This window comes from Aeromonas sp. 82P, from assembly GCF_051919365.1.
Taxonomy (GTDB): Bacteria; Pseudomonadota; Gammaproteobacteria; order Enterobacterales; family Aeromonadaceae; genus Aeromonas; species Aeromonas veronii.
Map to the genome: position 1 here is coordinate 1,545,838 of NZ_JBQBEV010000001.1, position 25,581 is coordinate 1,571,418.

Consider the following 25,581-nt stretch of genomic DNA (forward strand, 5'->3'; position numbering starts at 1 on the left):
AAGAGCTGGCCCCTGACTCAAGGGGCCATTTTCATTGGAGGGCGGCAACCACGCCGCCTTCCCGTGAACGAGGCAGGAAACAAGCGATGCACTACCACCAATACTACCCGGTCGATGTGATCAACGGCCCCGGCACCCGTGCCACCCTGTTTGTCTCCGGCTGTGAGCACCAGTGCCCGGGTTGCTACAACCAGAGCACCTGGCGGCTCGATGGCGGCAGGCCGTTCGATGAGGCGATGAGCGATCGCATCATTGCGGATCTCAACGACAGCCGCATCAAACGGCGAGGTCTGTCGCTCTCCGGCGGCGATCCGCTCCACCCGGCCAACGTGCCCCACGTGCTGGCGTTGGTGAAACGGGTGCGCGCCGAGTGTCCGGGCAAGGATATCTGGTGCTGGACCGGCTATCTGCTCGGCGAGCTCTCGGATGCCCAGCGCGAGCTGGTCGCCCTGCTGGATGTGCTGGTGGATGGCAAGTTTGAAAAGGCGTTGGCGGATCCCGGTTTGCTCTGGCGTGGCAGCAGCAATCAGCAGATCCACGACCTCAACGCCTGGCGTGATGCCGGTGAGCGAATTCCCTGTCTGGTTTGCAGTTGAAGTCCGGGATGTTTATGGTTAGCCCATTCCAATCCTGACGACATTTTTGAAAAGGAGAGCCGAGATGAACAATCTGCTCAAGATCCTGCTGGCCATTTTCCTGCCCCCGGTGTGCGCGTTTATCCAGGTGGGCTTTAGCCTGCACTTTTTAATCAACATAGTGCTGACCCTGATGGGCGGTCTGCCGGGCATGGTCCATGCGCTCTGGTTGGTGGTGAGCGACAAGCGCGGCTGATGCCAGCGTATGGTTAGTGAGCTTATTGACGATAAAAGGGCCAACCTCTCGGGGTTGGCCCTTTTGTTAATGTTCATACGAATACTTTTTCGTTAGGATGGGTGACTGACCAAGCGGGCCGCGTTGAGCGGCCCGCAGTCCGGCAACAAGCACCGGCAGAGAACAAGGAGCGTTACATGAAGTGGAAAGTCGCAGTATGGTCAGGTCTGGCAGTGACACTGTTACTGGGGTGCTCATCCCGTCAGGAGGTAGCGCACGAGCGCGCTCCGATCGCTATCCCTCTCGAGCAGTTGTCCAGCTACTGGGTTCAGGAGAAGCAGTGGTCATGGCTTGGCAATGACGAGCCGGCCCTGCCGGCCAAACCGGTCAAGGGGTATGTGGAAGTTCGCTATCAAATCGACGCCAGCGGCACGCCGGTCAAGCCGGAAGTGGTGGCGGCCGAGCCCCCCGGCGAGCTGGAACAGAGCGCGCTGGCGACCCTCTCGCGGATCCGCTACAGCCCGGCAGAGGGCAATCCGGATGCTATTCCGGTCGAGGTGACCAACCGCTTCGAAATCGAGATCAATTGATCCCCCACCACTCTGATGCCAGAGAAAGAGAGACCCCGGCCAGGCCGGGGTCACGTTTATTGCTGTTTGCAGTCGTTGTAGGCGGTCTGCCACTCGCCATCCTGATCCCGAAGCTCGACAAAGCCCTCATCCCCCTTGTTCCACCAAACGGCCTCATGTTCGTCCGTATAGCGGGCGCCGGAGGCCGAAATGGCCTGGGGCAGGGTGTAATCCTTGCCGTCCGGCAGTGACAGCTTGATAAAGTTGAGGCTCTCGTCGGAGAGAGAGAAGTAGCGCACCTGCACCTTCTTGCCCTGTTCGCACTGGTAACTGACCGGTTCGCCACCAGTGACTGAGAGGGTATTGCCCTGATTGCAGCCAGCGAGCAGGCCGAGGGCCAGCGCACCAGCGGCCATCATATGTACCTTATTCATGATTACAGCTCCATTGGTGTCATACGGGCGTGAGCCTAACAGGTTGCCGTGATTGTGCAATCAGCGGGGCCATTCGGTGCGTCGCTGGCTGTCCGGCATACCGCGCGAGTATGAGGGGGCGCTATCAGGAAGGAATCGTCAATCAGTAGAGGCCAAGTCTGGTTTCAAACTGGCGGATCAGCGTCTCATAGATGCCGTTGTTCTTGATCTTCTGCAGCCCCTGTTCGAACTGTTTGGCCAGCGCTTCCCCTTGCGGGTGGTGGCGGGAGAATGCGAGCCAGAAGCCATCGGTGGAGAGTTTGCCAACCTTGACCACCTTGCCGGTCAGCTGCTTCTGCTGGATCTTGAGGTAGCCCGGCATGCCGTTCATCAGGATGTAGTCGACCCGGCCGCGCACCAGCATCTCGAGGATCTGGGCATCGGATTTGGCCTGAAAGCGGGTGATTCTGGGGTTCTCCATAAAATCGGTGGGGTAGGTGTAGCCGAGGGTGATGCCCACCCGCTTGCCCTCCAGCGAGGTGAGCTTGAGATCCCGTTGCGGCTCGCTGGCGAGGGCGAAGATGGCAAGATCCTCCTCGAACATGGGGGTATCGTGCCAGTGGTACTGGTAGCGGTTCTCTTCGGTGATGGTGGCGTTGAAGCACCCCGCAAGTTTGCCGCTTTTCGCATCGTGCATGCAGCGGGCGAAGGGGAGGGTGCGAAAGACAATCTCGATCCCTTCGGCGGCGAACACCGCCTTGACCAGCTCAGGCGCCAGTCCGTGGGGCTGGTCATCCTCATTGTCCTTGTCGCGCTCGCAGTAGGGGGCCCAGTCATCTTCGGCACCAATGACAAGCGGGGTGGCCCCGAGCGGGCTGGTAGCCAACAACATCAGACAAACCAGCCATTTTTTTAACAACGGAACCATAAGTGTGCACCTCATCGACAGCAGCCTTACAAGCATAGCCACACTTCTGCGCTGACTTGTAGTGGCAGGAGTATTGGTGAGGGATGTCAACGAGCGAGAGAAAAAACGCCCCGGCAGGCGACGGGGCGAAAGAGAGCTCATCCATGGGCTGACAACAGTGCTTACAAAAGGAGATCAATAACCGAAGCGGGTCGCCTCGAAGCGGTTGAGCAACCGGTGGACGAGGTAGCAGGCCAGCAGGGTGACCACGATGGCAAACAGGATGCTGCTCACCCGGTAGAGGGCGCTGAACACCAGATCGTTGCCCGGGGTGAGGTACTGGCCAAACAGGATGCCGAGGGTGGTGAGGGCGCCAAAGCCGACCCCAGAGCCGCCTGCCTCCTTGACGTGGGCATGGCTGAACAACATGGCGCCGAGCCACAGCAGCGGAGCGACCAGCAACAGTTGCCCTGACCAGTCATAGAGCACCAGCTGGCCGAGCAGGCCGAAGGTGACCCCCAGCAAGGTGCCCATCGCCCGTTTGCGGGCATAACTGAGGGCGCCGTTCCAGTGCATGGGGAACAGCACCAGCAGGGTTGTGGCCTGGGCAGACATGGAGTCGCGCAGGTCAAACACCTGAAATACCAGAAACGACAGGGTGGCCACAGTGGCCCCCAGCAGAGCTTCATGGCGCATCCGGTGCGGCGCCTTGGGGGCCGAGGCTGGCTTGGGTCTGGCTTCCACATCCGGGATCAGCATGGTCATCAGGTAGGCGATCAGCACCGACAGCACGCTCGCCCAGATATTGTTGAGGATCAGGTCGTTGAGGTCGGTCTGCGGATAGCTGGCAAAGTGCAGCATGATGCTGAGGCTCAGCACCCCGTTGGCCCCGAACAGAAACAGGCTGCCCCGCGACATGGCGGCGAAGCGGTAGAGAAACAGCATGAAGGCGATAGGGGTCATCAGCGCCGGATGGCTGCCAAACAGCCCCCCCAGCAGCCCGACCTCCACCCCACAGACCACCGCCGCCGCGATCAGCTGGCGTGCGGCATGGCCATTCATCACCGGCACCATTCCCAGCAGCAGCACCGGCGTGACCGTATAGAAGACCCCGTAATTCCAGCCAAACAGCTTGCAGAGCAGAAAGCCCGTGGTACAGCCAAAGGCGATGCGCAGGCACTGGCGCAGCTCGTTGCCGGTGAGGGGCCGATACCAGAGGTGGGTGGCAGCACCACCGGCGGGGTGTGCTGGGGCGGTATTGGCCGACGGGTGAGTGGCGTGGTTAGTAGACATAATGGAGCAGGCTGAGCAGGTGGATCTGGCCCCGTGCCAGCATGGCGGTCAGGGCATTGTCCGGCAGCAGTTGTACCGTGGCCCGCGCCCCGGCTGGCAGATGGTCGGGGAGCTGCTCCAGCTCGAGGTGCAGCCGCATCCGCTGGGCATCTCTTACCCAGCGATCAGACTCCACCGGTGCGGCCAGTCGACCATTGGCATCAAACTGACCGGCGCTCACTCCGGCATCCAGACTGCTTACCCGAGCAGGATAGAGCTGACCCGGCTCGCCATCGAAGGCGACCAGTGCGCGGGTTTGCTCGCCAACATGGCGCAGGCTCTTCTCCCGAAAATCGGCAATGACATCTACCTGTTCCGACACCAGTGCCAGCAGCGGGCTGCCGGTGCTGGCGATACTGCCCGGCTTGAGCTGCAGGTTGGTGATGGTGCCATCCTGATCCGCGTGGACCTGGCTGTAAGAGAGGGCCAGTTGCGCTTGCGCCAGCTTGTTGCGGGCCTGGCGCAGCAACAGATTATCCTCACCGGTCACGCCACGACTGGCCTTGATCTGGGCCAGTTTGGCCTGACTGGCGCGCAGGTTGGCCTGGGCGCTGCGCAGGGCGCTGTCAGCTTCATCTTTTTGTTGCAGCGAAACCATGTGACGTTGGTACAGCGCATCGATCCGCTCAGCCTCGCGCCACTTCTGGCTGGCCAGGGTCTCCTTGGCGTTGATCTCGGCAACGGCGGCGGTCAGGGCGGCATCCAGTTCACTGTTCTGCTGCTCTGCCTGTGCCAGCGCAAGGCGGGCCTGCTCCACTGCCAGTTCAAAAGGGGCCGGATCCAGCCTGAACAGCAGATCCCCCTTCTTGACCTGCTGGTTGTTGTGAACGGCGACCTCGATCACCTTGCCGCTCACCTGGGGGGCCAGCTTGGTGACCACCCGGGTCGCCATCGCCTGAGGGGTGAGGGGCATCAGCAGGTCGGCTATCAGAAAATAGGCAAACAGGGTGGCAAAGCCAGCCATGGACCATTTGATCCAGCGGGTAAATTGTTGATCCGGAGTCATCTTATTCTCTCTCTGTGTCGGTCTCGGGAGGGCTTGTATCGCCTCCGGCTTGTCGGTCGTGGTGTTGTTCAATTTTGCTGAGGGCGTTGGCCGAGATCCGCTGCACCGTGGCTTCAAACAGCTGCAGGGTCTGCTCGTCGATGCCCCCCAGCAGCTCGCGGCGGATATTCATGATGCGGTCGGCGATCTGATCGAGCAGGGTCTGGCCAGCCGGGGTCACGCAGACGATGCGGGCCCGCTTGTCCTGACTGCAACAGTGGCGCTCAATCAGCCCCTGCTCTTCCAGCTGGCCCAGGGTGCGCATCAGGGAGGGGAGCTCTATCTCGAGGGCTTCGGCCAGAGTCTTCTGGCTGACATGGCTCCCCATGCGGGAGAGCTTCCACAGCGCGGTCCAGCGGGGATGGGTGAGGCCAAGGGGGGCCAGCTCCAGATCGGCGGCAGTACGCCATAGCCGGTGCATCCGCGCTATCTGCTCGGCGAGCGACAGCTCGCGCAACCTTTCCAGATCCGTCATCTTCTCATCCTCAATCTACTTAGCCTGCTAAGTATCATACTTGTTTAGCAGGCTAAGTAAATAGTGTGATGCGGATCATGTTTCTGGTCGGATCTTTCGCTGGTGCGAGTTAGCATCGTTCGAGCCCCTGATATTATTCTCGGGGCTGATCCACTCGAGGCTCTCTTGCCGATTCGGATATTGCGCCGTGAATAGAGGATATCCGGTGGTTATTTTCATGAAATTTTCAGCTTCAGCGAGTAGCTCTTTTTTTATCCGCTAATATTGATGGGGTTATAAAACAAGGGGGAAACGGGTTGTGGATGGATATGACAGTGGATGTGTGTATCTGGCAATTGAAGCGCTGTTGAGTGATGGGGAATATGGTGCAGAATCACATCATGGCGTGAATCGGGAAGGTGCTATCAGCTGTACCGATATCAGTCATGATTTTGACCCCGCCAATATTCCATTGCTGTTGGCAGAATAGACCTGACCGTGTGTGATCCTTGTGAGCTCAAGCCAGTGCTCTGGTATTCGCTGGCTTGGCTCATCACTATTTCAATCTCCCCTTTTTGCATCTTTCTCCTCACCCTTTTTCATCGTGCGTGCTTCCTGCACGCCGACTCAAACCCTGATGTGGCATACCGTGGCACTCGCGTTATGGCAATGACATAGCCCGCTGATTATCACTCACAGGAGCTGTGACGATAAATGGTCGCAGAGCTTGTCATCTGGCTCTGTTATTTCTCCGAAGGGGGAGAGATCATCGCATCGTTATTACTGCTGATCACCCAAATATCCATCATTGGGTTCGCTCGTTTTATCGCCCTATTTCCTGGTCGAGCAGGGCATCGATGGTCTGGTGTTCTATTGTGCAGCGCACGTTGGCGGCACCATGATGTTTAAGTTTTTAATGTTTTTATATGGCTTTGCAATCTGGCTAACCGACAGGGGCGAGGGGGATCAATAAAGTAGCGGCCACAATCACACGCAGAGTACATAACAATGAAAAACCTCTCCCCCCTACAAACCACACAAGAAAAGGCCGCCTTTATGGGCGGCCAACAAATTGCCGGTATGCCGCTCTTTATATTTCTGGGGTTGGCGACCTGCGTTCTCTTTTCCGGCTGGAACGGCTCGCTGCCGCTGGGCATGGTCGGTGCGCTGGCACTGATGTTTGTGCTGGGCACCCTGCTGACCGAGCTGGGGGAGCGGATCATGCCGATCCGCGAATACCTGGGGGGTGGCACCATCCTCGCCATCTTTGGCGGCGCCGCCCTGTTCGAATATCAGCTGCTGCCGGTGCAGGCAGGGCAGGTCATCACCAACTTCATGAAGGAGGGAGGGTTTCTCAACTTCTTTATCGCCAGTCTGGTGACTGGCTCCGTGTTTGGCATGAGCGGCGCTTTGCTGAAAAATGCCGCCATGCGTTACCTGCCGGTCATTCTTGGCGGCGTGGCGCTGGCACTGCTGAGCGTGGGGTTGGTCGGCTCCCTGATGGGGTATGGCTTCAAGAATGCGGTGCTGCTGATCGGCCTGCCCATCATGGGCGGTGGCATGGGCGCCGGTGCGGTGCCGTTGGTGGAGATCCTCTCCGGCCCGATGCAGATGTCCAGTGCGGATCTCTTGTCGCGCATGGTACCGGCGGTGGTGATCGCCAATACCCTGGCCATTCTGGTGGGCTCCCTGCTGGCGCGGCTCGGTCGCCGTTACCCCTCCCTGACTGGCAACGGCAAGCTGATGGTCAAAGAGAATAGCCAGAGCATTGCTGACGAGCAGGCCGAAGCGCCGACCCTGCAGAGTTTGGGTATGGGCCTTTTCATCAGCTCCAGCATGTTTGTGCTGGGCTCCCTGCTTGGCAACTTTATCCCCATGCACCCCTTCGCCCTGATGATTTTGGCGGTCGCCTTTATCAAAGTGAGCGGCCTGCTGCCGCGCCGTTATGAGCAGGCTGCGGCCGACTGGTATCAGTTTGTGGTGAGCAACCTCACTCCCTCCCTGCTGGTGGGGATCGGCGTCGCCTACACCAGTATTCCCGAGCTGATCAGCGCCTTCTCCATCAGCTACTTCGTGCTGGTCATGGTCACCGTGATCGGTGGCGCCCTTGGCGCGGCACTGGTGGGGCGGATGATCGGCTTCTACCCCATCGAGGCAGCCATTACCGGCGGACTCTGCATGGCCAACATGGGCGGCACCGGCGATGTAGCAGTGCTCTCGGCGGCCCAGCGGATGAAGCTGATGCCCTTTGCCCAGATCTCCTCCCGTCTCGGCGGTGCCGTGATGCTGATCTTGGCGACCGCTCTTATCTCCCTGCTTGCCTGATACCGGATTGAGGAACACACAAAATGAACGACATCATGATGGGCACCAGCCTGCCCTATGCCGAGCGCAAGCGTCAGGGCGTGCGGGGGCGTATGCCCCACAAGGAGGAGTCCCTCTCCCAGCAGCGGCGGCGGATCTACCGATTGGTCAGCGCCATGCAGAGTCCGTTTGACCAGCATCTGCTGCTGCGCCAGCTGCAGGAGGACAATCCTGTACTCTTCTACGATCTGGTGCGTCACCACCTGCCGGAGCTGCTGCCGATCATCTACACCCCGGTGGTGGGGGAGGCGTGCCAGCGCCACAGCGATCTCTATCTGCGCAGCCACGGCCTCTACCTCTCCTGGCATGATCGGGACGATCTCGACGACATCCTCGAGTCAGTGGAGCAGGAGGTGGACGTGATCGTCATCTCCGACGGCGAGCGGGTGCTGGGGCTCGGCGATCTCGGCATCGGCGGCATGGGCATCTGTATCGGCAAGCTGGCGCTCTACTCCGCTGCTGGCGGCATCAATCCGGCGCGCACCCTGCCGCTCTGTGTCGATGTAGGCACCAACAACCCCGAGCTGCTGGAGGATGACTCCTACCTCGGCTGGCAATCCCCGCGCATCGACGGCGAGAGCTACTACCACTTCATGGACAAGGTGGTGGCCGCCATTCGCAAGCGCTGGCCGCAGGTGGTGCTGCAGTTTGAAGACTTTGCAGGCAAGCATGCCGCCAACCTGCTGACCCGTTATCGGGACGAGCTCTGCATGTTCAACGACGATATTCAGGGCACGGCGGCGGTCGCCTCCGCCTGCGTGCTGGCCGGGTTGCAACAGGCGGGGACCCCCCTCAGTGATGCCCCGGTGCTGATCGTCGGCGCGGGCTCTGCCGGTTGCGGCATCGCCGCCATGCTGGCCCAGCTGGCGGGGAGTCACGACGGCGTCTGGCTGTTTGATCAGGATGGGGTGGTCTGCGCCGATCGTCCCAACTTGACTCGCGCTCAACAGCCGTTTGCCCGTGCCGTGGAGGAGGGGAGCAGTTCGCTGCTGGAGACCATCCGGCAGGTGCGTCCGGCGGTCTTGATTGGCGTGAGCGGGCAGGGCGGCCTCTTTACTGGCGAGGTGTTGCAGGCGATGGGGGAGGTGTGCGATCAGCCGGTGATCCTGCCACTCTCCAACCCGACCCGCAGTGCCGAGGCTACCCCCGAGCAGGTGTGGGCGGACACAGATGGCCGCGCCCTGCTGGCCACCGGCAGCCCCTTTGCGCCGGTAACGGTGGCCGGGGAGCGGCGGGTAGTCTCCCAGTGCAACAATGTCTATGTCTTCCCGGGGATTGGTCTCGGTGCCTGCGCCGTCAAGGCGCGCCGCATCAGCGATGGCATGTTGCTGGCCGCGGTGCGGGCTGTCGGCGCCTATCCGCTGGTGGCGGGTAGGCTGCTACCCCCCATCGAGCAGGTGGGAGAGGTGGCCCGCGCCGTCGCCAGAGCGGTGGCACTCTGTGCCCGCGAGGAAGGATTGGCCGATTTTGTCGGCGATCCGGCACCTTTGATTGACCAGACCTGGTGGCATCCGCACTATTGGGCAGCGTCCTGACGTTTTAAGGTATGTGCATGAAACTTCGCCACCAGTTGGTCACCCTCTCTCTTGGGCTCTCCCTGCTGCTGATCCTCATTCTGGGCAGCCTGCTGGCCCTCTTTATCCGTCATCTGCTGGAGAGCAACCTGCAGGATAAGGGGAGCGATCTAGCACGGGTCATGGCGGCGGACACCCGGGTGGTCGAGGCCCTGCGTCAGGGCAGTGATCCTACCCTGCGCGACTATGTGGAGGCGGTCTGCAACCGCACCGACGCCACCTATATGGTGGTGACCGACGAGCATGGTCGCCGCCTCAGCCACCCCAACCCCGATCTGGTGGGTCAGAAGTTCCGCGGCGAGGATATCTGGCCCGCGCTGCAGGAGCGGCGCAGCTACTGCTCCAAGGATCGGGGCACCATGGGGCCAGCGATCCGCTGCTTCTCCCCGGTGGTTGGCGGGGATGGGCGCGTCATGGGGGCCGTGGTGGTGGGCTACCTGATGCAGCAGGTGGAGGGCATCTATATGGAGCGGGTGGCCCTGCTCATCAGCGCCATTGTGGCGGTGCTGGGGTGCGGCCTGCTGCTGGCGCTCTGGGTGCAATACCTGCTGCGCAAGACCCTGCTCGATCTGGAGCCGGAGGCGATCGTGCGCCGCTTTACCCTGCAGGATCTGGTGCTGGAGCACATCACTGAAGGGGTGATTGCCCTCGATGGCCGCGGCAACATCAACATGATCAACAGCACCGCCAGCTATCAGCTACGGCTGCCGGTTACCGGGCGCCATGCCCTGCAGGGGCAGTCGCTGGCGGAGCTGGTGCCACCCCTTGCCCCCTGTCTGGAGCAGGAGGGTGGGGAAGTGAGCTTCACCATTCAGGGGGAGTCCTTCGTCGGTCGCTGGCAGGCGGTGCAGGGCAAGGCACCGGGGCGGCTGCTGATCTTCAGCCGCCCAGAGGTGGCTGCCAGTCTGGGGGTGCAGGTGACCCACCTGCGCCAGTATGCCGAGATGCTGCGGATGCAGAGCCACGAGTTCGCCAACAAGCTGAGCAGTCTCTCCGGCCTGTTGCAACTGGGCCATGTGGATCAGGCGGTGGAGCTGATCCAGCAGGAGAATGAGGCGTGCCAGACCATGCTGCAGGAGCTGCTGCGGCTGATCGACAACAAGCCGGTGGCGGGGCTTATTCTCGGCAAGTTCAGCCGGGCTCGCGAGCTGGGGGTGACCCTGGAGCTCGATCCCGATTCGGCGCTGGCGGAGTATCCGGCCTCGGTCTCGGCCGATCTCATCACCCTCATTGGCAACCTGCTGGACAACGGCCTGCAGGCGGCCTGGCGCAACCGCCAGCAGCGACCGCCGCGGGTGCTGCTGTCCCTGTGCGATGTGGGGCGGCGACTGGTGATCGAGGTGGAGGATAGCGGCGAGGGGGTCGACGAGGAGCTGGCCGATCATCTGTTCGATTACGGAGTGAGTCGCCAGAGCGGCGATCACGGGGTGGGACTGTTCCTGGTCAAGGAGACCGTGGGTCGGCACGAGGGTGTGATAGAATGGCGGCGAACCGCCGAGCAGACCACCCTGTTTGGTATCTACTTGAATAAAAACCAATTAATGTGAGCCATGGACCCAATAATCACGCTTGTTATTGAAGATGACGATCGGATCGGTGCCATCTTGTCAGAACTGGTAGCGGCGACACCCGGTTTCTCCCTGCTGGGGCGGGCCGGCACCCTGGCCCAGGCCGATGCCATGATGGCCGGTGTGGTGCCCCAACTGCTGCTGGTGGATGTCTCCCTGCCCGATGGCTCCGGCCTTGAGTGGGTGAGCCGCCTGCGCAGCCACAACCGCGAAGCCTATGTCATCATGGTGACCGCCTCGCGGGATGTGGAGACCATACAGCAGGCCCTCAATCTGGGGGTTCATGACTACGTCATCAAACCATTGCGGCTGTTTCGCATTCAGCAGAGTCTGGATGAGATCCTGCAACTGCACAGCCGTCTATGCGAGCGGGGTCGGCTGGAGCAGGAAGATCTCGACAAGTTGCTGGGCAAGGGGGGGCGCTCCCAGATCAAGGAGATGCGCGTCACTCCCAAGGGGATCGACAGCATCACCCTGCGTCAGGTGCTGGATCTGCTGGCGGGCGAGCCGGAGAACGTCTTCTCCACCGACACGGTGGCGCTGCGGCTCTCCCTCAGCCGCACCACGGCGCGCCGCTATCTGGAGTATCTGGAGTCGGAAGATCGGGTGGATGTAGATCTCAACTACGGTCAGCGGGGGCGGCCGGAGCGGCGCTACCGCTGGCGCCGGGCCGGTTGAGATGCGCACTGGAGTGCATTGCAGAAACAACAAGGGAGCCATGGGCTCCCTTGTTGTTTCCGGACGATGTTGGTTCTCAGGCGGTTTCCCGTTCGGCTACCGGCGCACGCCCCTTCAGCTGGGAGGTCATCACCCCGCCCAGGATCAACCCTCCACCCAGCAGGTGATAGCCGTGGATCGGCTCGCCCAGACCGACGACAGCGATAAGCGCTGTACAGAGTGGCATCAGGTTCATAAAGACCGAGGTGCGCTCTGCCCCCATGCAGGCGAGGCCGCGCATCCAGCAGTAAGCCGCCAGCAGGGAGGAGGCGAGCCCGGCGAAGAGCACCAGTCCCCACCCTTCGGCCGGCACCGCCATCGAGTCGGCGCTGAGAGCGAGCGGCACCAGCAGCAGTACCGCCAGCAGGATCTGCATATAGAGGTTGAGCCAGGGGCCAAACGGCAGTTGCCAGCGGCGGATCAAGAGGCCGTAAAGGGCGTAGCTGGCGGAGCCCAGCAGCATCATGCCATCCCCCGGGTTGATGCCGTTGTGGAGCAGGGCGAGCGGCTCGCCCTTGCCAAGCAGCCAGAGCACCCCGAACAGGGAGATACTCATGCCGAGCAGTGCCTGTTTGCCGGGACGCTGGCCGAAGAAGAGCGCCCCTTGCAGCAGAGTAAGCAGTGGAATGAGGGAGCCGATCACCCCCATATTGGTAGCCGAAGTGCTGTGAGCGGCGTAGTAAGCGAGGCACTGGTAGAGCACCATACCGAGCGCCGTCAGCACCAGCAGCTTGCCGAGCCAGGGGCGAACCTCACTGCGGCGGCGCCACAGCTGCGGCAGGCAGAAGGGGGTCAGCGCCAGGGCGGCGATCACCCAGCGATAGAAGGAGATAGCCGCGGGGTCCAGCACACTGGCGGCCGCCTTGGACACCACGGTATTGGTAGCCCAGATCAGCACCGCCATCAGCGGAAAGAGAAGAGGGGAAAAGATTCGCATCAGAGGCTCCTTATTAACAGGGGGCCAAGTCTACCCTTGTCTTTATATTATCAAGTAGCGTAAAACAGACAGATGACCCAGCAGAAAAGACAACTCTTTCTGATGTACCTTATTCCGGCCCACACGGGCTGCGTCAGCCCGCAACTGATGGCTGCTTTTGGCCTGTGCCGGAGACCGAGCCAACAGGGCGTTGCATCACGCCTGCTCCTCTCTCTCGCTGACAAGGGGCGCTGATGGCCACTCACCACTTTCAGCCGGTAGATGTCGTTCTGCCCGCTCCCAATCCGCTCTATTTCAGTTACCAGCAGATGCTGGCCGACAGCGCGACCGTGCTGCACTCCCACCCCTGGGGCCAGCTCAACATGATCAGCCTGGGGATCATGGAGATAGAGCTGGGGGATCAGCGACTGGTGGCCCCTGCCGACTACCTGATCTGGGTACCGGCGGATCTCGACCACACCTCCTACAACGAGCAGACCCTCGACTACACCTCCATCTACGTCAGCCACGAGCTGGCGGCCAAGCTGCCGCCAGAGCCCAGATTGCTGCTGCTCACCCCGCTGATCCGCGCCCTGCTGAGCGATTTTTGCGAACGGCGGGTAGGCCATATGGTGGATGAGTGGGATCAGCGTCAGGCCGAGTTGCTGGTGGAGCGACTGGCGCGCACCCGCTGTCAGGAGAGCTACCTGCCGATGAGTCAGGACAAGCTGCTGGCTCCCATGCTGGCGGCGTTGCACAGCGATCCTGCCGATCCCCGTACTCTGGCCCAGTGGGCCGGACAACTGCACACCACAGAGCGCACTCTGGCGCGGCGCTGCCTGCGGGAGCTGGGGATGAGCTTCGGTCAGTGGCGGGCGCGGCTGCGGTTGCTCAAGGCACTGGCCTGGCTCAAGGGCGAACTGCCGGTGCAGGAGATTGGCTGGCGGCTCGGTTACGGCTCCACCTCGGCCTTTATCGCCATGTTCAATCGGGAGCTGGGCTGCTCGCCCCAGCGCTATCGCCAGCAGCTGGGCATCGGTGCCGGGCAGGCGGCGCTCTAGCAAGGAACGCTCCAGCAATGAAAAGGGCGCCCGCAGGCGCCCTTGTTGATCATAAGAGGGGCTTAGAAGAAGCCGAGGGGATTGATGTCGTGGCTCACCAGCAGGTTCTTGGTGTTCTGGTAGTGGTCCAGCATCATCTTGTGGGTCTCGCGGCCGATCCCTGACTTCTTGTAGCCGCCAAAGGCCGCGTGCGCCGGGTAGGCGTGGTAGCAGTTGACCCAGACCCGGCCGGCCTGAATGCCGCGTCCCATGCGCCAGGCCAGGTTGCTGTCACGGGTCCACAGGCCCGCCCCCAGCCCGTACTGGGTGTCGTTGGCAATCGCCAGCGCCTCCGCCTCGTCCTTGAAGGTGGTGACCCCGAGCGCCGGCCCGAAGATCTCCTCCTGGAACACCCGCATCTTGTTCTGACCCGAGAAGATGGTGGGCTGGATGTAGAAGCCCCCCTCCAGCCCGCTCACTCTGGCCGGGCCGCCGCCGATCAGCATCTTGGCCCCTTCGCCGCGGCCGATCTCCATGTAGCTCAGGATCTTGTCGAACTGCTCGCGCGACGCCTGAGCACCGACCTGGGTGGCGGTGTCGAGGGGGTTGCCCTGCACTATGGTGCGGGCGCGGGCCAGCACCTTGTCCATGAAGTCGTCATAGATGCTGGCCTGCACCAGGGCGCGGGAGGGGCAGGTACATACCTCGCCCTGGTTGAAGAAGGTCATCAGCATCCCTTCCACCGCCTTGTCGATGTAGCTGCTCTCGTGCTGCATCACGTCGGCGAAGTAGATGTTGGGGGACTTGCCGCCCAGCTCCACGGTGGAGGGGATCAGCTTGTCGGCGGCGCAGCGCAGGATATGGGCGCCCACCTCGGTGGAGCCGGTGAAGGCGAGCTTCTGGATGCGGTTGCTGGTGGCGAGCGCCTGGCCCGCCTCGGCGCCGAAGCCGTTGACCACGTTGACCACCCCGGCAGGCAGGATGTCCTTGATGAGATCCATCATCAGCATGATGGTGACCGGGGTCTGCTCGGCGGGCTTGAGCACGCTGCAGCAGCCGGCCGCCAGCACCGGGGCCAGCTTCCAGGCCGCCATCAGCAGCGGGAAGTTCCACGGGATGATCTGGCCGACTACCCCGATGGGCTCCTTGAAGTGGTAGCTGACGGTGTTCTGATCCAGCTCGGCGGCCGAGCCCTCCTGGGCGCGGATGCAGCCGGCGAAGTAGCGGAAGTGATCCACCACCAGTGGCAGGTCGGCGGCCAGGGTCTCGCGCACCGCCTTGCCGTTCTCCCAGGTTTCGGCGATGGCGAGCACTTCGATGTTCTGTTCGATGCGATCGGCGATGCGCAGTAGCAGGTTGCTGCGCTCGGTGACGCTGGTCTTGCTCCAGCTGGCGAACGCCTTGTGGGCGGCGTCCAGTGCCAGCTCGATGTCGGCGGCGTCGGAGCGGGCCACTTCGCAGAACACCTTGCCGTCCACCGGCGAGATGTTTTCAAAGTAGCGGCCGGCGCGCGGCGCCACCCACTCACCACCGATGAAGTTGTCGTAACGGGACTTGAAGCTGACCAGGGCACCTGCCTGACCGGGAGCGGTATAAATCATCTCATCATCCTTTATGTGTGTGGTCCTGACCGGGCTGGCGGGCAACCCGGTTGCTGCTGTGTATCGCAAGGGGCGTGCCAGAGGGTCTGACCAGCACAGGGAAAGTTACAAAAACGTTATCAAACGAGGTGCGGCAGCGTATCTTGGTTAACCAATGACCAGGGCGAAGGTGAGGAAACTGTGCCGATTCTGGACAGTGACCGTGACAGTCGTGCCGTTTGTGAACAGGAGGCGTGATGAGCGAATTATCTCAATCCAGTGCCAGCCCGATCGAGCGTTCCTGGCAGCGCTGCCTGCATCAGGGGCTGAGCCGCCGGCAGAGCGCCGAGCTGGACTTGCTGCCCCAGGGGGAGCTGTCGGCCCGTCAGGAGCAGCACAGGGTGCTGATCGCCAGCTTCCAGCGCTTCGTGTTGCCGCTGTTTGGCCAGTTGCTGGCAGGGCGCCCCTGTCGGTTGCTGCTGTGCGACGGCGAGGGCGCCATCCTGGCCGCCAGCGGTGACGACGGCTTCGCCCGCCACGCCGAGCGCATTTTTTTGCGCAGCGGCGCCCGCTGGGGGGAGGCGAGCAAGGGCACCAACGCCATCGGCACTGCACTGGCCGAGCAGAGCGAGGTGCAGGTGCTCGGCAATCAGCACTTCTTCGCCCAGCACAGCTTTCTCAGCTGCAGCGCCTGCCCGTTGCTCGGGCCAGACGGGCAACTGCTCGGGGTGCTCGACATCTCCACTGACGCGGCCCATCACGATGGCGACATGCTGGGCACGGTGCGACTGTTGGCCATGACGCTCGAGAACGCCCTGCTGGCGCGCCAGCCGGGCTGGTTGGTGGATCTCGAGCCCCAGAGTCTCTGGTCCGCCCGTCTGCTGCTGGGGGAGGAGGGCGAACTGCTCGGGGCCAACCGGGCCGGTCGGCTCTGGCTCGGCCAGCACCCCTTCGACGGCAAGCAGCTGCTGCGGGATCGGCGCGGCTTGCGGCTGGTGCCAGAAGCGGACGCGACATCTTCCTGCACCGCGCTGCCGGGTCACTCAAGCCCGGTGCCACATCCGCAGCAGGTGCCGCTCAAGATGCTGGAGCGCGGCATTTCGCTGCTTATCGAGGGGGAGACCGGCAGCGGCAAGGAGCATCTGGTGCGGGCCCTGCACCGAGCGTCGAGTCGGCGGGATCAGCCACTGGTGTGTGTCAACTGTGGCGCGTTACCAGCAGATCTGGTGGAAGCCGAGCTGTTTGGGTATGTGGGCGGGGCCTTCAGCGGTGCCCGCAGCCAGGGCAGTCAGGGTTATCTGCGCGCAGCCCATGGCGGCATGCTGATGCTCGATGAAATTGGCGAACTGCCGCTGCATGCTCAAACCCGACTGCTGCGGGTATTGCAGGAGCGCAGCGTGACGCCGGTTGGCAGTCACAAGCCGGAGGCGGTGGATTTCTGGCTGGTCAGTGCCAGCCACCGGGATCTGGCGGCCATGGTGCAGAGTGGCGCATTTCGCGAAGACCTCTATTACCGGATCTGCGGCTGGCGCCAGCAGCTGATGCCGCTGCGCCGTTGGCCTGCCGCTGAGCGTCTGGGGCTGATCCAGCGACTGTTGGCGGAGATGGACCCGACCCTGCGTCTGACCCGCGATGCGGAGCAACAACTGCTGGCCCATCCGCTGCCCGGCAACGTGCGCCAGCTCAAGCAGGCACTGGAAGTGGCCTGTGTGCTGGCAGAGGGGTTGGGTTGGATAGAACCCGCCCACCTGCATCTGCCCAGTGTGGCCACTGAGCCCGGCGCCTTGCCGATGGGGGAGGCGACCAGCTTGCGTGAACAAACCCGGCGGCAGGTACAGCAAACGCTGACGGCATGCGGCGGCAATGTCAGCGAAGCCGCGCGCCAGCTGGGGATCAGCCGCACCACCCTCTACCGGACGCTGCGCGAAGCCCCCTGAGTGCTCACTCCTCCTCACCGGTCGTTTTCAAGACGCATATGACGGCTGGAGCCCTGCCCATCCAGCCGCTATGATGCGCCCTTGCCGGGGCATTGCGCCCGTTGACTCATCCGTTGAGGATTTTCTGCCATGTCACAACACATAGGGGCGCTGACCCTGCTGGTGGCTGATTACGATCAGGCCATTCGCTTTTTTACCGAGGGACTTGGCTTTGCGCTCCTGGAAGACACCCGGCTCGATGAACCGGGCAAACCGGGCAAGCGTTGGGTACGGGTTGCCCCCAAAGGCACCCCCGGTTCCGCGTTGCTGCTGGCACAAGCGGCCAATGCGCAGCAGCAGGCCGCCATCGGCCAGCAGGGCGGTGGCCGGGTATTTCTGTTCCTCGAGACCACTGATTTCTGGGGGGATTACCAGCGCATGCAGGCGTACGGTGTTCATTTTTGTGAACAGCCTCGCGATGAACCATATGGCACCGTGGTGGTGTTTGAGGATATCAGCGGCAACCGGTGGGACTTGTTGCAACGTACTGCTGCCAACTGAATCTGAAAACGTTTATCATCCCGCCTGTCATAAAGTCATAAAAGTGTCACAGAAAATTCTAATAATTGGCGCACCCATCTTCACAGAGGAGAGAGAAGGGAATGGCTAAGCGAATTCTGGTGGTCGAGGACGAAGCACCGATCCGCGAAATGCTCTGCTTCGTGTTGGAGCAGAAGGGATATGAGACGATTGAAGCGGAAGATTACGCCGATGGACTGGCGAAGGTGCGCGAACCCTACCCCGAACTCATCGTGCTCGACTGGATGATGCCGGGCGGCAGTGGCATCCAGTTTATCAAACAGCTCAAGCAGGATGAGGTGACGCGCCAGATCCCGGTGGTGATGCTCACCGCCCGCGGTGAAGAGGAGGACAAGGTGCGTGGTCTGGAGGCCGGAGCCGACGACTACATTACCAAGCCGTTCTCGCCCAAGGAGTTGACCGCTCGCCTCCATGCGGTGATGCGCCGCGTGTCGCCCACCTCGGTGGACGAGGTGATCGAGGTGCAGGGGCTGAAACTCGATCCTGTCTCCCACCGGGTCAGTGCCGAAGAGAAGGCGCTCGACATGGGGCCGACCGAATTCAAGCTGCTTCACTTCTTCATGACTCACCCCGAGCGGGTCTACAGCCGTGAACAGCTGCTCAATAATGTCTGGGGTACCAATGTGTACGTCGAGGACAGAACCGTGGATGTGCATATTCGTCGCCTGCGCAAGGCGATTGAAGAGACAGGGCACGACAGATTGATCCAGACGGTGCGTGGAGCCGGATACCGCTTCTCAACCCGTCTCTAGAGGCAGTTATGTTGCAACCTTACGCCTGGCGGCGACAGTTGTGGCGAATGGCGTTTTTTTACGCCCCCTTCGCATTGGTTGGCTGGTTGATTGATCATCTTGCCCTCTGCCTGTTGGTGGCGGCCGTGTTGCATCTGGGCTGGCACTATCGCTTCCAGAAGCGGCTCTCTGACTGGCTGTGGCATGACCGCAGCCTGGTGCCCCCCAGCGGCAATGGCAGCTGGGAGTACATCTTCAACGGTATCTACAAGCTGCAGCAGCGTCATCGTGCCCGTCGCCGCGAGCTGGCGGGGCTGATCCGCCGCTTCCGGGAGGGGGCCGAGGCGCTGCCCGATGCCGCCGTGGTGTTTCGCACCGATGGCAGCATCCTCTGGTGCAACCGGCTGGCGGAGCAACTGCTCGGTTTTCGCTGGCCGGAGGATGCTGGCCAGCATATCGGCAACCTCATTCGCAATCCGGCCTTTAACGCCTATCTGGGCAAGGGAGCGTATGACGAGCCCCTCGAGATGCATTCCCCGGTCAACGAGGAGAAGTTTCTCGAGTTTCGCATCATGCCCTACGCCTCCGATCAGGCGATGCTGGTGGTACGGGATGTCACCCGCTTGCGCAGTCTCGAGAAGACCCGCAAGCACTTTGTCTCCAACGTCTCTCACGAACTGCGCACTCCGCTGACCGTGCTCAAGGGCTATCTGGAGATGACCGAGGAGCCGCCCCCGCCCGCCATGTGGGCCAAGGCGCATCGGGTGATGATGGAGCAGACCATCCGGATGGATAATCTGGTCAATCAGCTGCTTACCCTCTCCCGTATCGAGGCGGCCCCGACCGTGGATCTCTCCCATCTGGTGGACATGCCTGCCATGCTGGGGCTGCTGGAGCAGGAGGCGCGGGCGCTCTCGGGCGAACGGGCCCACCAGCTCGAATTTGTGGTGCAGCCCAATCTGTTGGTGCGCGGGGATCAGGAGCAGCTGCGCAGTGCCGTCTCCAACCTGGTCTACAACGCCATTCACTACACCCCGGCGGGGCGAAAAATTACCGTGGAGTGGCGCAAGCAGGGGGCGATGGCGCTGTTTGCCGTGAGCGATGAAGGGGAGGGGATTGCCCCCGAGCATCTGGCGCGGCTGACCGAGCGGTTCTATCGGGTCGACAAGGCACGCTCGCGCCATACCGGCGGCTCAGGCTTGGGCCTTGCCATCGTCAAGCATGCCCTCAGTCATCATGACTGCCAGCTCGATATCGAGAGTCGGGTCGGCCTTGGCAGCCGCTTCAGCTTTCTCATCCCGAGCCGCATGGTGGTGATTAAATAGTCTTTCATGGCAATGAGTTAGCTGCAAAAAGAGGGCCTTTGAACGGGCCCTCTTTTCATTTGTTCAAATCTGTCGCTATGTCATTAAAGTGTCACATTAAATCCATAAATTTGTCACTGCCAGGTCAGATACTGGCGCCGTCTTAAGAACGGACCTTCTGTAACTTTGGAGAGATTGGATGAAACTCAACAAACTGGCTGGTGTAATCGGATTCACCGCAGCAACCCTGTTTTCTGTCAGCGCCCTGGCTGCCGGTGTGGATAAAGACCTGCCGGATTACACACCGACCAGCGGCATTTCGGGCAACCTGTCCTCTGTCGGCTCGGACACCCTGGCCAACATGATGACCCTGTGGGCCGAAGAATTTAAGCGCTTGTACCCCAACGTCAACGTGCAGATCCAGGCCGCCGGTTCTTCTACCGCCCCGACTGCCCTGACCGAAGGTGTTGCCCAGTTCGGTCCGATGAGCCGTGCCATGAAGGCCGGTGAAGAGGAAGCATTCGAGAAGCGTTACGGCTACAAGCCGACTGCCATCCGCGTTGCAGTCGATGCCCTGGCGGTGTTCGTCAACAAGGACAACCCCATCAAGGGGCTGACCATGCCGCAGATCGACGCCATCTTCTCCAGCACCCTCAAGTGCGGCGAAGCCAAGGCTGCCACCAAGTGGTCTGATCTGGGTCTGGACGGCAACTGGTCCAGCAAGGATCTGCAACTGTTCGGTCGCAACTCCGTATCCGGTACCTACGGTTACTTCAAGGAGCACGCCCTGTGTAACGGCGACTTCAAGAGCGGCGTGAACGAGCAGCCGGGTTCTGCCTCCGTGGTGCAGTCTGTCTCTGCCTCCCTGAACGGCATCGGCTACTCCGGTATCGGTTATGTCACCTCCGGCGTGCGTGCAGTACCGCTCTCCAAAGATGGCAAGACCTTCATCGAAGCGACCTCTGATAACGCCATCACCGGCAAGTATCCGCTGTCACGCTTCCTGTACGTTTACGTGAACAAGCATCCGAACAAGCCGCTCTCCCCGATGGAGCAAGAGTTCGTCAAGATGATGCTCTCCAAAGCAGGCCAGAACATCGTTGCCAAAGATGGCTACGTGCCGGTGCCGGCCAAGGTGGTACAGGCTGACCTGAAAAAGCTGGGTATCATGTAACTGCCCGCAGTCAGCATGCCCTGATAAAACGAGCCCCAAGCGGGCTCGTTTTGTTTTTGGCGGCTGTCAGTTTTGTTAATAGCGCAGGATGGATATTTTTCCGCCAGCCGGGGGCTGGCTCCCTTGCGCAGCCGGGCGGCATTTCCGAGAATAGGGCAACGTTATGGCAAAGGATCCCTTCATGATTGCGTCCCTCTCCAAGTTTGGCCTGGTAGCCCTCTGTAGTTCCCTGCTGGTTGCTTGCGCCCAGTCGCCGACCGGCCGCAGCCAGATGCTGCTCTACTCTCCCCAGCAGATGAACCAGCTGGGAGCCGACTCCTTCGAGCAGATGAAGAAGCAGGAGAAGGTGAGCAAGGATGCCAAACTCAACGCCTATGTCTCCTGTGTCGCCAAGGCGGTGACCGCCCAGGTGCCGGCCAGCTATGGCATCACCAACTGGGAAGTGGTGGTGTTTGACTCCAAACAGGTCAACGCCTTCGCCCTGCCCGGCGGCAAGATCGGGGTCTACAGTGGCCTGCTCAAGGTGGCCAAGAATCAGGATCAGCTGGCGACCGTCATCGGCCACGAGCTGACTCACGTGCTGGCCCAGCACTCCAACGAGCGACTCTCGCGCAGCCAGCTGGCGGGGATCGGTCTGGCGGCTGCGGACATTGCCATGGGCACCAGCGAGTATCGCGGCGCCACCATGGCCGCCCTTGGCCTCGGGGTCGAGGTGGGGGTGATGTTGCCCTATGGCCGCACTCAGGAGAGCGAAGCGGATCGGCTCGGACTTGAGCTGATGGCGCGTGCCGGGTTCAATCCGGCCGAGGCAATCCCCCTGTGGCAAAACATGAGTGCCGCCGCCGGTGGCAACACCCCGCCGCAACTGCTCTCCACCCACCCGAGCAACGAGAACCGGATCGCCGAGTTGCAGGCGCAACAGGCGCAAGTGTTGCCGCTCTATGAGCAGGCCCGCGCCAACGGTCTGGTGCCCCAATGCAAGGCATAAGCCTGCGCATGGCGCGCAGCGACGATGCCGCCGCCATGACGGTGATGCAGCGAGCCAGCTGGCTCGCTGCCTATGGCCAGGTGCTCGGTGCCGACCTGCTGGAGCAGCTGGACGTCACCGCCCATCTGCAGATTTGGCAGAGCCGTCTGGCCGAGCCGGGCCCAAGGCCCATGCTGCTTTGCCTCGATGAGGTGGTGATTGGCCTGCTCTACTGGCAACCACAACAGGAAGCGGGGCAGAGCCATGCCCTGATCCGCGCTTTTTACCTCCATCCCGACCACTGGCGACAAGGTTATGGCAAACGGCTGTGGCAGGCGGTGGCGATGCAGATGCGCCGCGCCGGTTGCCATAGCGTCAAATTGTGGCTGCTTGATGGCAACCACATCGGCGAGGGGTTCTACCTGCGCCGCGGCTTCGTCTTTGACGGCGAGGAGCGTACCCTGATAAGCCTCGGGCAGCCCTGCCTGCAGCGACAAATGAGCCGTTTGCTCTGATCACTCTCCCGTTTTTCGCCTTCGGTCACTTTATTTTTTTTGCGAATTAATACAATGTCCCCCTTGGAACAGAGTTGGATAAACACGGGCTGACAAGGGAGTGCTGGCATGTATTACGGCTTTGATATCGGTGGCACCAAGATCGCTTTTGCGGTCTATGACGGTGCATTGAACCTCTGCCACGAGGAGCGCATGAGCACCCCGGGCAACGATTATGAGGGGCTGCAGCAGTTGATCCGCTCCCGGGTCGAGCTGGCGGATGCCCGCTTCGGGGCTCGGGGCTCGGTCGGTATCGGTTTCCCCGGTGTCATCAACAGCCAGGATCACAGCATAGTGGCGGCCAATCTGCCCTCCATCAATGGTCGCCATCTGGGGGCCGATCTGGCCGAACTGCTGGAGCGGCCGGTCAAGGTGGATAACGACGCCAACTGCTTCCTCTGGTCCGAAGTGCATCAGGGTGCCGCCGACGGCGCAGGCAGTGCGCTTGGTGTCACCATCGGCACCGGCATCGGCGGCGCCGTTTATCTGGCGGGCAAGCTTATTCAGGGGCGCAACTGGCTGGCTGGCGAGATTGGTCACTACCCCTTGCCCGCGACCATGCTGATGAAGTACCCCGATTTGCCCCGTCCCCGTTGCGGCTGCGGCCGTCTGGTCTGTTTTGAAACCTATGCCTCCGGCACCGGTCTGGAGCGTCTCTATCATCATTTCCATGGCCAGCGCGCCACGGGTCACCAGATTGTGGGGCGCTTCGAGGCCCATGAACCCCATGCGGTCGAGACGGTCGACTGCTGGCTGGAGATCATGGCCGCCGGGCTTGCCACCGCCATTTCGGTGATTGATCCCGAGGTAGTGGTATTGGGGGGCGGCCTGAGCGGCCTGCCCGCCCTCTATGAACAGCTGCCGCTGCGTCTGCCCGGTCACTTGCTGCCCGGGGTCGCCCTGCCCGAGATCCGCCAGGCCCGCTTCGGCGGTGCCGGTGGTGTGCGCGGCGCAGCCTTGCTCAATCTATGAGATCAGATGTGGGGTCTGATCTCGCCGAAAAAGGAGTCCTCATGACCCGTCTTGAAATCTGTATCGACAACCTGGAATCCCTGTTCACCGCCCAGCAATCCGGGGCGGATCGCATCGAGCTCTGCTCTGCGCTGGGTCTGGGTGGCCTGACCCCCTCCTACGGCTTTATGCAGCTGGCAGCCCGCCACGCCAGCGTGCCGGTTTACGCCATGATCCGCCCGCGTGCCGGGGATTTTTGCTTCAATGACGGCGAGTTCGAGATGATGCTGCAAGATATTGCGGCCGCACGCGCTGCCGATCTGCAAGGGGTGGTGGTCGGTTTGCTGGATGAGGAGGGGCGGGTGCCTGCCGCCAAGCTCAAACAGCTGGTGGATGCAGCAGGACCGTTGGGGGTCACCTTCCATCGCGCCATCGACCTCTCTTCCGACTGGCGCCTCGATCTGGAGACCATAGTTGCGGCCGGTTGCGAGCGCATTCTGAGCTCGGGCCATGCGCCGACCGCGCTGGCTGGGCTGGAAACCCTGCAGGAGATGCAACAAGCGCTGGCGGGACGTGCCAGCCTGATGCCGGGGGCCGGGGTCAATGCCGACAACGTGCGTACCATCATCGAGTTCACCGGGGTGAGCGAAGTGCATATGTCCGGCATGGGCTGGCGCGGCGGCATGGTGCCGCACGGAGTGAATATGGGCACTTCGGATGATGGTCGGGTCAATATCACCGATGGCGCCAAGGTGGCCGCGGTCAGAGCCTTGCTGGATCGCGGTTAAGCAGATCGCCGCCGTTGGGCGGCGTTCATCCGCATCTTGTGTGAAGTTCCTCCCACTGACGGGGAAATCAGGGGCACCCCCGGCAGCACCCCGGCCAAAAGTCTGATATTATCCCGCCTCTTTACTACATGGATCTGGAGCAACATCTCAATGTCCCAATACGACTCTATCGAACAGAAGGCCAGCTATGGCATCGGCCGCAACATGGGTGATCAGCTGGCGCAGCAAGCCTTCGCCGGTCTGGATATCCCGGCTCTGCAACAAGGTCTGGCAGATGCCCTGAATGGTCTGGAGTTCGCGGTCAGCCGTGACGATATCAATGATGCCTTCCAGGTGATCACTGCGCGTATGCAAGAAGAGCAGGAAGCCGCCGCCAAGGCCGCCGCTGCTGACGGCGAAGCCTTCCTGGCTGATAACGCCAAGCGCGCTGAAGTGAAGGTGACCGACTCCGGTCTGCAGTACGAAGTGCTGGTAGAAGGCAACGGTGCCGTTCCGGTAGCCGGTCAGTCCGTGCGTGTGCACTACCACGGTACCTTCACCCACGGTGGCGTATTCGACAGCTCCGTCGCTCGCGGCCAGCCGGCTGAATTCCCGGTGACCGGCGTGATTGCTGGCTGGGTTGAAGCGCTGCAGCTGATGCCGGTTGGTTCCAAGTGGAAGCTCTACATCCCCCACGATCTGGCCTACGGTGCCCGTGGCGCGGGCTCCATCCCGCCTTACTCTGCACTGGTATTTGAAGTCGAGCTGCTGGACATCCTGTGATCCTGCTGGCTTGATGCAAACGGCGACCCTCGGGTCGCCGTTTGTTTTTGGGCTATGTGATAGACAGCATTTGTCGCGACCAGCGGGCTGGAGAGCAGAAAAGGGCGGCACTTTTGCGCTTTTTACTGGTTTTTTCAGAAACGGGAACAGGCATACTGCGACTCATTAGAGAGGATAAGGAGAACCCGATGAGCAAGAAGATGAAGAAAGTAGCGGGGCTTGCTCTGTTGCTGCTAAGCATTCCGGCCAGTGCCGATGCCATGCGCTGCAAGAACGCCCTGATCAGCGAGGGTGACAGCACCGCCGAGATGCTGCTCAAGTGCGGCGAGCCGATGTTGCGGGAAGATATTACCCGTAACGAGGAGAACCAGTTTGGCAACATGGTACAGGTCAAATATGGTGAACGCTGGACCTACAACTTCGGCAAGAACGAGTTCATGCGCTTCGTGACGGTACGCAATGGAAAGGTGACTGACATCGAAAACGGCCCGCGCGGCCAGTAGCCGGCGGGCAAAGCATGGATGCACAACAGACAGTAGGGCAAG

At 61.6% G+C, this 25,581-nt stretch carries 27 protein-coding genes; 20 read left to right on the forward strand and 7 right to left on the reverse strand.

The features are described 5' to 3' along the window. Nucleotides 1-86: 86 nt before the first annotated feature. The 3 genes from nrdG (at nt 87) to ACTG2S_RS07260 (ending at nt 1,400) form a co-directional block, all read left to right on the forward strand. Nucleotides 87-596 (forward strand): anaerobic ribonucleoside-triphosphate reductase-activating protein, encoded by a 510-nt coding sequence (gene nrdG, locus ACTG2S_RS07250; RefSeq protein ID WP_274160685.1) that lies wholly within the window; start codon nt 87-89, stop codon nt 594-596. A 64-nt stretch (nt 597-660) separates the two neighbouring features. Further along, on the forward strand, nt 661-831 hold the full coding sequence (locus tag ACTG2S_RS07255; RefSeq protein ID WP_005338440.1) for a YqaE/Pmp3 family membrane protein: 171 nt from the start codon (nt 661-663) through the stop codon (nt 829-831). A gap of 176 nt (nt 832-1,007) precedes the next feature. Next, the gene (locus ACTG2S_RS07260; RefSeq protein ID WP_005358848.1) at nt 1,008-1,400 is read left to right on the forward strand and encodes a TonB family protein; all 393 of its coding nucleotides are present in this window, start codon (nt 1,008-1,010) and stop codon (nt 1,398-1,400) included. A 56-nt stretch (nt 1,401-1,456) separates the two neighbouring features. Here the strand turns inward: ACTG2S_RS07260 and ACTG2S_RS07265 are convergent, their stop codons facing one another. The 5 genes from ACTG2S_RS07265 to ACTG2S_RS07285 all read right to left on the reverse strand — a co-directional run bounded on the left by ACTG2S_RS07265 (nt 1,457) and on the right by ACTG2S_RS07285 (nt 5,551). Further along, entirely contained in the window at nt 1,457-1,813 is a 357-nt protein-coding gene (locus ACTG2S_RS07265; protein ID WP_005338437.1) for an MliC family protein, read from the reverse strand. Nucleotides 1,814-1,955: 142 nt separating this feature from the next. Next, nucleotides 1,956-2,720 carry a substrate-binding periplasmic protein gene (locus tag ACTG2S_RS07270; protein WP_120415013.1) on the reverse strand — a complete coding sequence of 255 codons (765 nt, stop codon included), beginning with the start codon at nt 2,718-2,720 and terminating at the stop codon, nt 1,956-1,958. A 174-nt stretch (nt 2,721-2,894) separates the two neighbouring features. After that, a complete protein-coding gene (locus ACTG2S_RS07275; protein ID WP_274160686.1) occupies nt 2,895-3,992 on the reverse strand; it encodes a DUF2955 domain-containing protein in 1,098 nt (365 codons plus the stop codon). Then, nucleotides 3,982-5,037, reverse strand: coding sequence for an HlyD family secretion protein (locus ACTG2S_RS07280; RefSeq protein WP_201991749.1), 1,056 nt, complete (start codon nt 5,035-5,037; stop codon nt 3,982-3,984). The genes ACTG2S_RS07275 and ACTG2S_RS07280 overlap by 11 nt, the downstream gene beginning before the upstream one ends. A gap of 1 nt (nt 5,038) precedes the next feature. Beyond that, nucleotides 5,039-5,551, reverse strand: coding sequence for a MarR family transcriptional regulator (locus tag ACTG2S_RS07285; protein WP_064337040.1), 513 nt, complete (start codon nt 5,549-5,551; stop codon nt 5,039-5,041). A 298-nt stretch (nt 5,552-5,849) separates the two neighbouring features. On the opposite strand from ACTG2S_RS07285, the gene ACTG2S_RS07290 reads away from it, so the two are divergent. From ACTG2S_RS07290 to ACTG2S_RS07310, 5 genes are all read left to right on the forward strand, one after another. Continuing rightward, nucleotides 5,850-6,020, forward strand: coding sequence for a hypothetical protein (locus tag ACTG2S_RS07290; RefSeq protein ID WP_274160687.1), 171 nt, complete (start codon nt 5,850-5,852; stop codon nt 6,018-6,020). A gap of 518 nt (nt 6,021-6,538) precedes the next feature. Next, a complete protein-coding gene (locus ACTG2S_RS07295) occupies nt 6,539-7,855 on the forward strand; it encodes a 2-hydroxycarboxylate transporter family protein (protein WP_013724001.1) in 1,317 nt (438 codons plus the stop codon). Between the two features lie 23 nt (nt 7,856-7,878). Continuing rightward, the gene (locus tag ACTG2S_RS07300; protein WP_274160688.1) at nt 7,879-9,429 is read left to right on the forward strand and encodes an NAD-dependent malic enzyme; all 1,551 of its coding nucleotides are present in this window, start codon (nt 7,879-7,881) and stop codon (nt 9,427-9,429) included. A 17-nt stretch (nt 9,430-9,446) separates the two neighbouring features. Beyond that, nucleotides 9,447-11,015 carry an ATP-binding protein gene (locus ACTG2S_RS07305; RefSeq protein ID WP_005358863.1) on the forward strand — a complete coding sequence of 523 codons (1,569 nt, stop codon included), beginning with the start codon at nt 9,447-9,449 and terminating at the stop codon, nt 11,013-11,015. A 3-nt stretch (nt 11,016-11,018) separates the two neighbouring features. Further along, nucleotides 11,019-11,714: a response regulator gene (locus ACTG2S_RS07310; protein WP_005338420.1), complete on the forward strand. Its 696-nt coding sequence runs from the start codon at nt 11,019-11,021 to the stop codon at nt 11,712-11,714. 76 nt (nt 11,715-11,790) lie between these two features. Here the strand turns inward: ACTG2S_RS07310 and ACTG2S_RS07315 are convergent, their stop codons facing one another. Then, complete coding sequence (locus ACTG2S_RS07315; RefSeq protein WP_274160689.1) at nt 11,791-12,690, reverse strand: DMT family transporter; 900 nt, start codon at nt 12,688-12,690, stop codon at nt 11,791-11,793. Nucleotides 12,691-12,923: 233 nt separating this feature from the next. Here ACTG2S_RS07315 and ACTG2S_RS07320 point away from each other — a divergent pair, with 233 nt between their 5' ends. Further along, nucleotides 12,924-13,730: an AraC family transcriptional regulator gene (locus tag ACTG2S_RS07320; protein WP_439982223.1), complete on the forward strand. Its 807-nt coding sequence runs from the start codon at nt 12,924-12,926 to the stop codon at nt 13,728-13,730. A gap of 62 nt (nt 13,731-13,792) precedes the next feature. Here ACTG2S_RS07320 and exaC read toward each other — a convergent pair whose 3' ends face one another. Beyond that, nucleotides 13,793-15,310: an acetaldehyde dehydrogenase ExaC gene (exaC, locus tag ACTG2S_RS07325; protein WP_005343899.1), complete on the reverse strand. Its 1,518-nt coding sequence runs from the start codon at nt 15,308-15,310 to the stop codon at nt 13,793-13,795. 236 nt (nt 15,311-15,546) lie between these two features. Here exaC and ACTG2S_RS07330 point away from each other — a divergent pair, with 236 nt between their 5' ends. From ACTG2S_RS07330 to ACTG2S_RS07380, 11 genes are all read left to right on the forward strand, one after another. Then, nucleotides 15,547-17,226, forward strand: a complete 1,680-nt coding sequence (locus tag ACTG2S_RS07330; protein ID WP_439982225.1) for a sigma-54-dependent Fis family transcriptional regulator — start codon at nt 15,547-15,549, stop codon at nt 17,224-17,226. A 129-nt stretch (nt 17,227-17,355) separates the two neighbouring features. Next, complete coding sequence (locus ACTG2S_RS07335) at nt 17,356-17,766, forward strand: VOC family protein (RefSeq protein WP_106842433.1); 411 nt, start codon at nt 17,356-17,358, stop codon at nt 17,764-17,766. Between the two features lie 101 nt (nt 17,767-17,867). Beyond that, the gene (gene phoB, locus ACTG2S_RS07340; protein WP_005338414.1) at nt 17,868-18,557 is read left to right on the forward strand and encodes a phosphate regulon transcriptional regulator PhoB; all 690 of its coding nucleotides are present in this window, start codon (nt 17,868-17,870) and stop codon (nt 18,555-18,557) included. An 8-nt stretch (nt 18,558-18,565) separates the two neighbouring features. Then, nucleotides 18,566-19,861 carry a phosphate regulon sensor histidine kinase PhoR gene (gene phoR, locus ACTG2S_RS07345; RefSeq protein ID WP_005338413.1) on the forward strand — a complete coding sequence of 432 codons (1,296 nt, stop codon included), beginning with the start codon at nt 18,566-18,568 and terminating at the stop codon, nt 19,859-19,861. Between the two features lie 178 nt (nt 19,862-20,039). Continuing rightward, nucleotides 20,040-21,014 (forward strand): PstS family phosphate ABC transporter substrate-binding protein, encoded by a 975-nt coding sequence (locus ACTG2S_RS07350; RefSeq protein WP_005338411.1) that lies wholly within the window; start codon nt 20,040-20,042, stop codon nt 21,012-21,014. A 181-nt stretch (nt 21,015-21,195) separates the two neighbouring features. Beyond that, nucleotides 21,196-22,002, forward strand: coding sequence for a M48 family metallopeptidase (locus tag ACTG2S_RS07355; RefSeq protein WP_040066701.1), 807 nt, complete (start codon nt 21,196-21,198; stop codon nt 22,000-22,002). Further along, nucleotides 21,990-22,496, forward strand: a complete 507-nt coding sequence (locus ACTG2S_RS07360; RefSeq protein WP_005338408.1) for a GNAT family N-acetyltransferase — start codon at nt 21,990-21,992, stop codon at nt 22,494-22,496. The genes ACTG2S_RS07355 and ACTG2S_RS07360 overlap by 13 nt, the downstream gene beginning before the upstream one ends. A gap of 108 nt (nt 22,497-22,604) precedes the next feature. Continuing rightward, entirely contained in the window at nt 22,605-23,507 is a 903-nt protein-coding gene (locus ACTG2S_RS07365; protein WP_274160693.1) for an ROK family protein, read from the forward strand. Nucleotides 23,508-23,548: 41 nt separating this feature from the next. Further along, on the forward strand, nt 23,549-24,274 hold the full coding sequence (locus ACTG2S_RS07370) for a copper homeostasis protein CutC (RefSeq protein ID WP_274160694.1): 726 nt from the start codon (nt 23,549-23,551) through the stop codon (nt 24,272-24,274). Between the two features lie 150 nt (nt 24,275-24,424). Next, nucleotides 24,425-25,036: an FKBP-type peptidyl-prolyl cis-trans isomerase gene (locus tag ACTG2S_RS07375; protein WP_005338405.1), complete on the forward strand. Its 612-nt coding sequence runs from the start codon at nt 24,425-24,427 to the stop codon at nt 25,034-25,036. A 188-nt stretch (nt 25,037-25,224) separates the two neighbouring features. Further along, nucleotides 25,225-25,539 carry a DUF2845 domain-containing protein gene (locus ACTG2S_RS07380; protein ID WP_274160695.1) on the forward strand — a complete coding sequence of 105 codons (315 nt, stop codon included), beginning with the start codon at nt 25,225-25,227 and terminating at the stop codon, nt 25,537-25,539. Nucleotides 25,540-25,581: the final 42 nt, after the last annotated feature.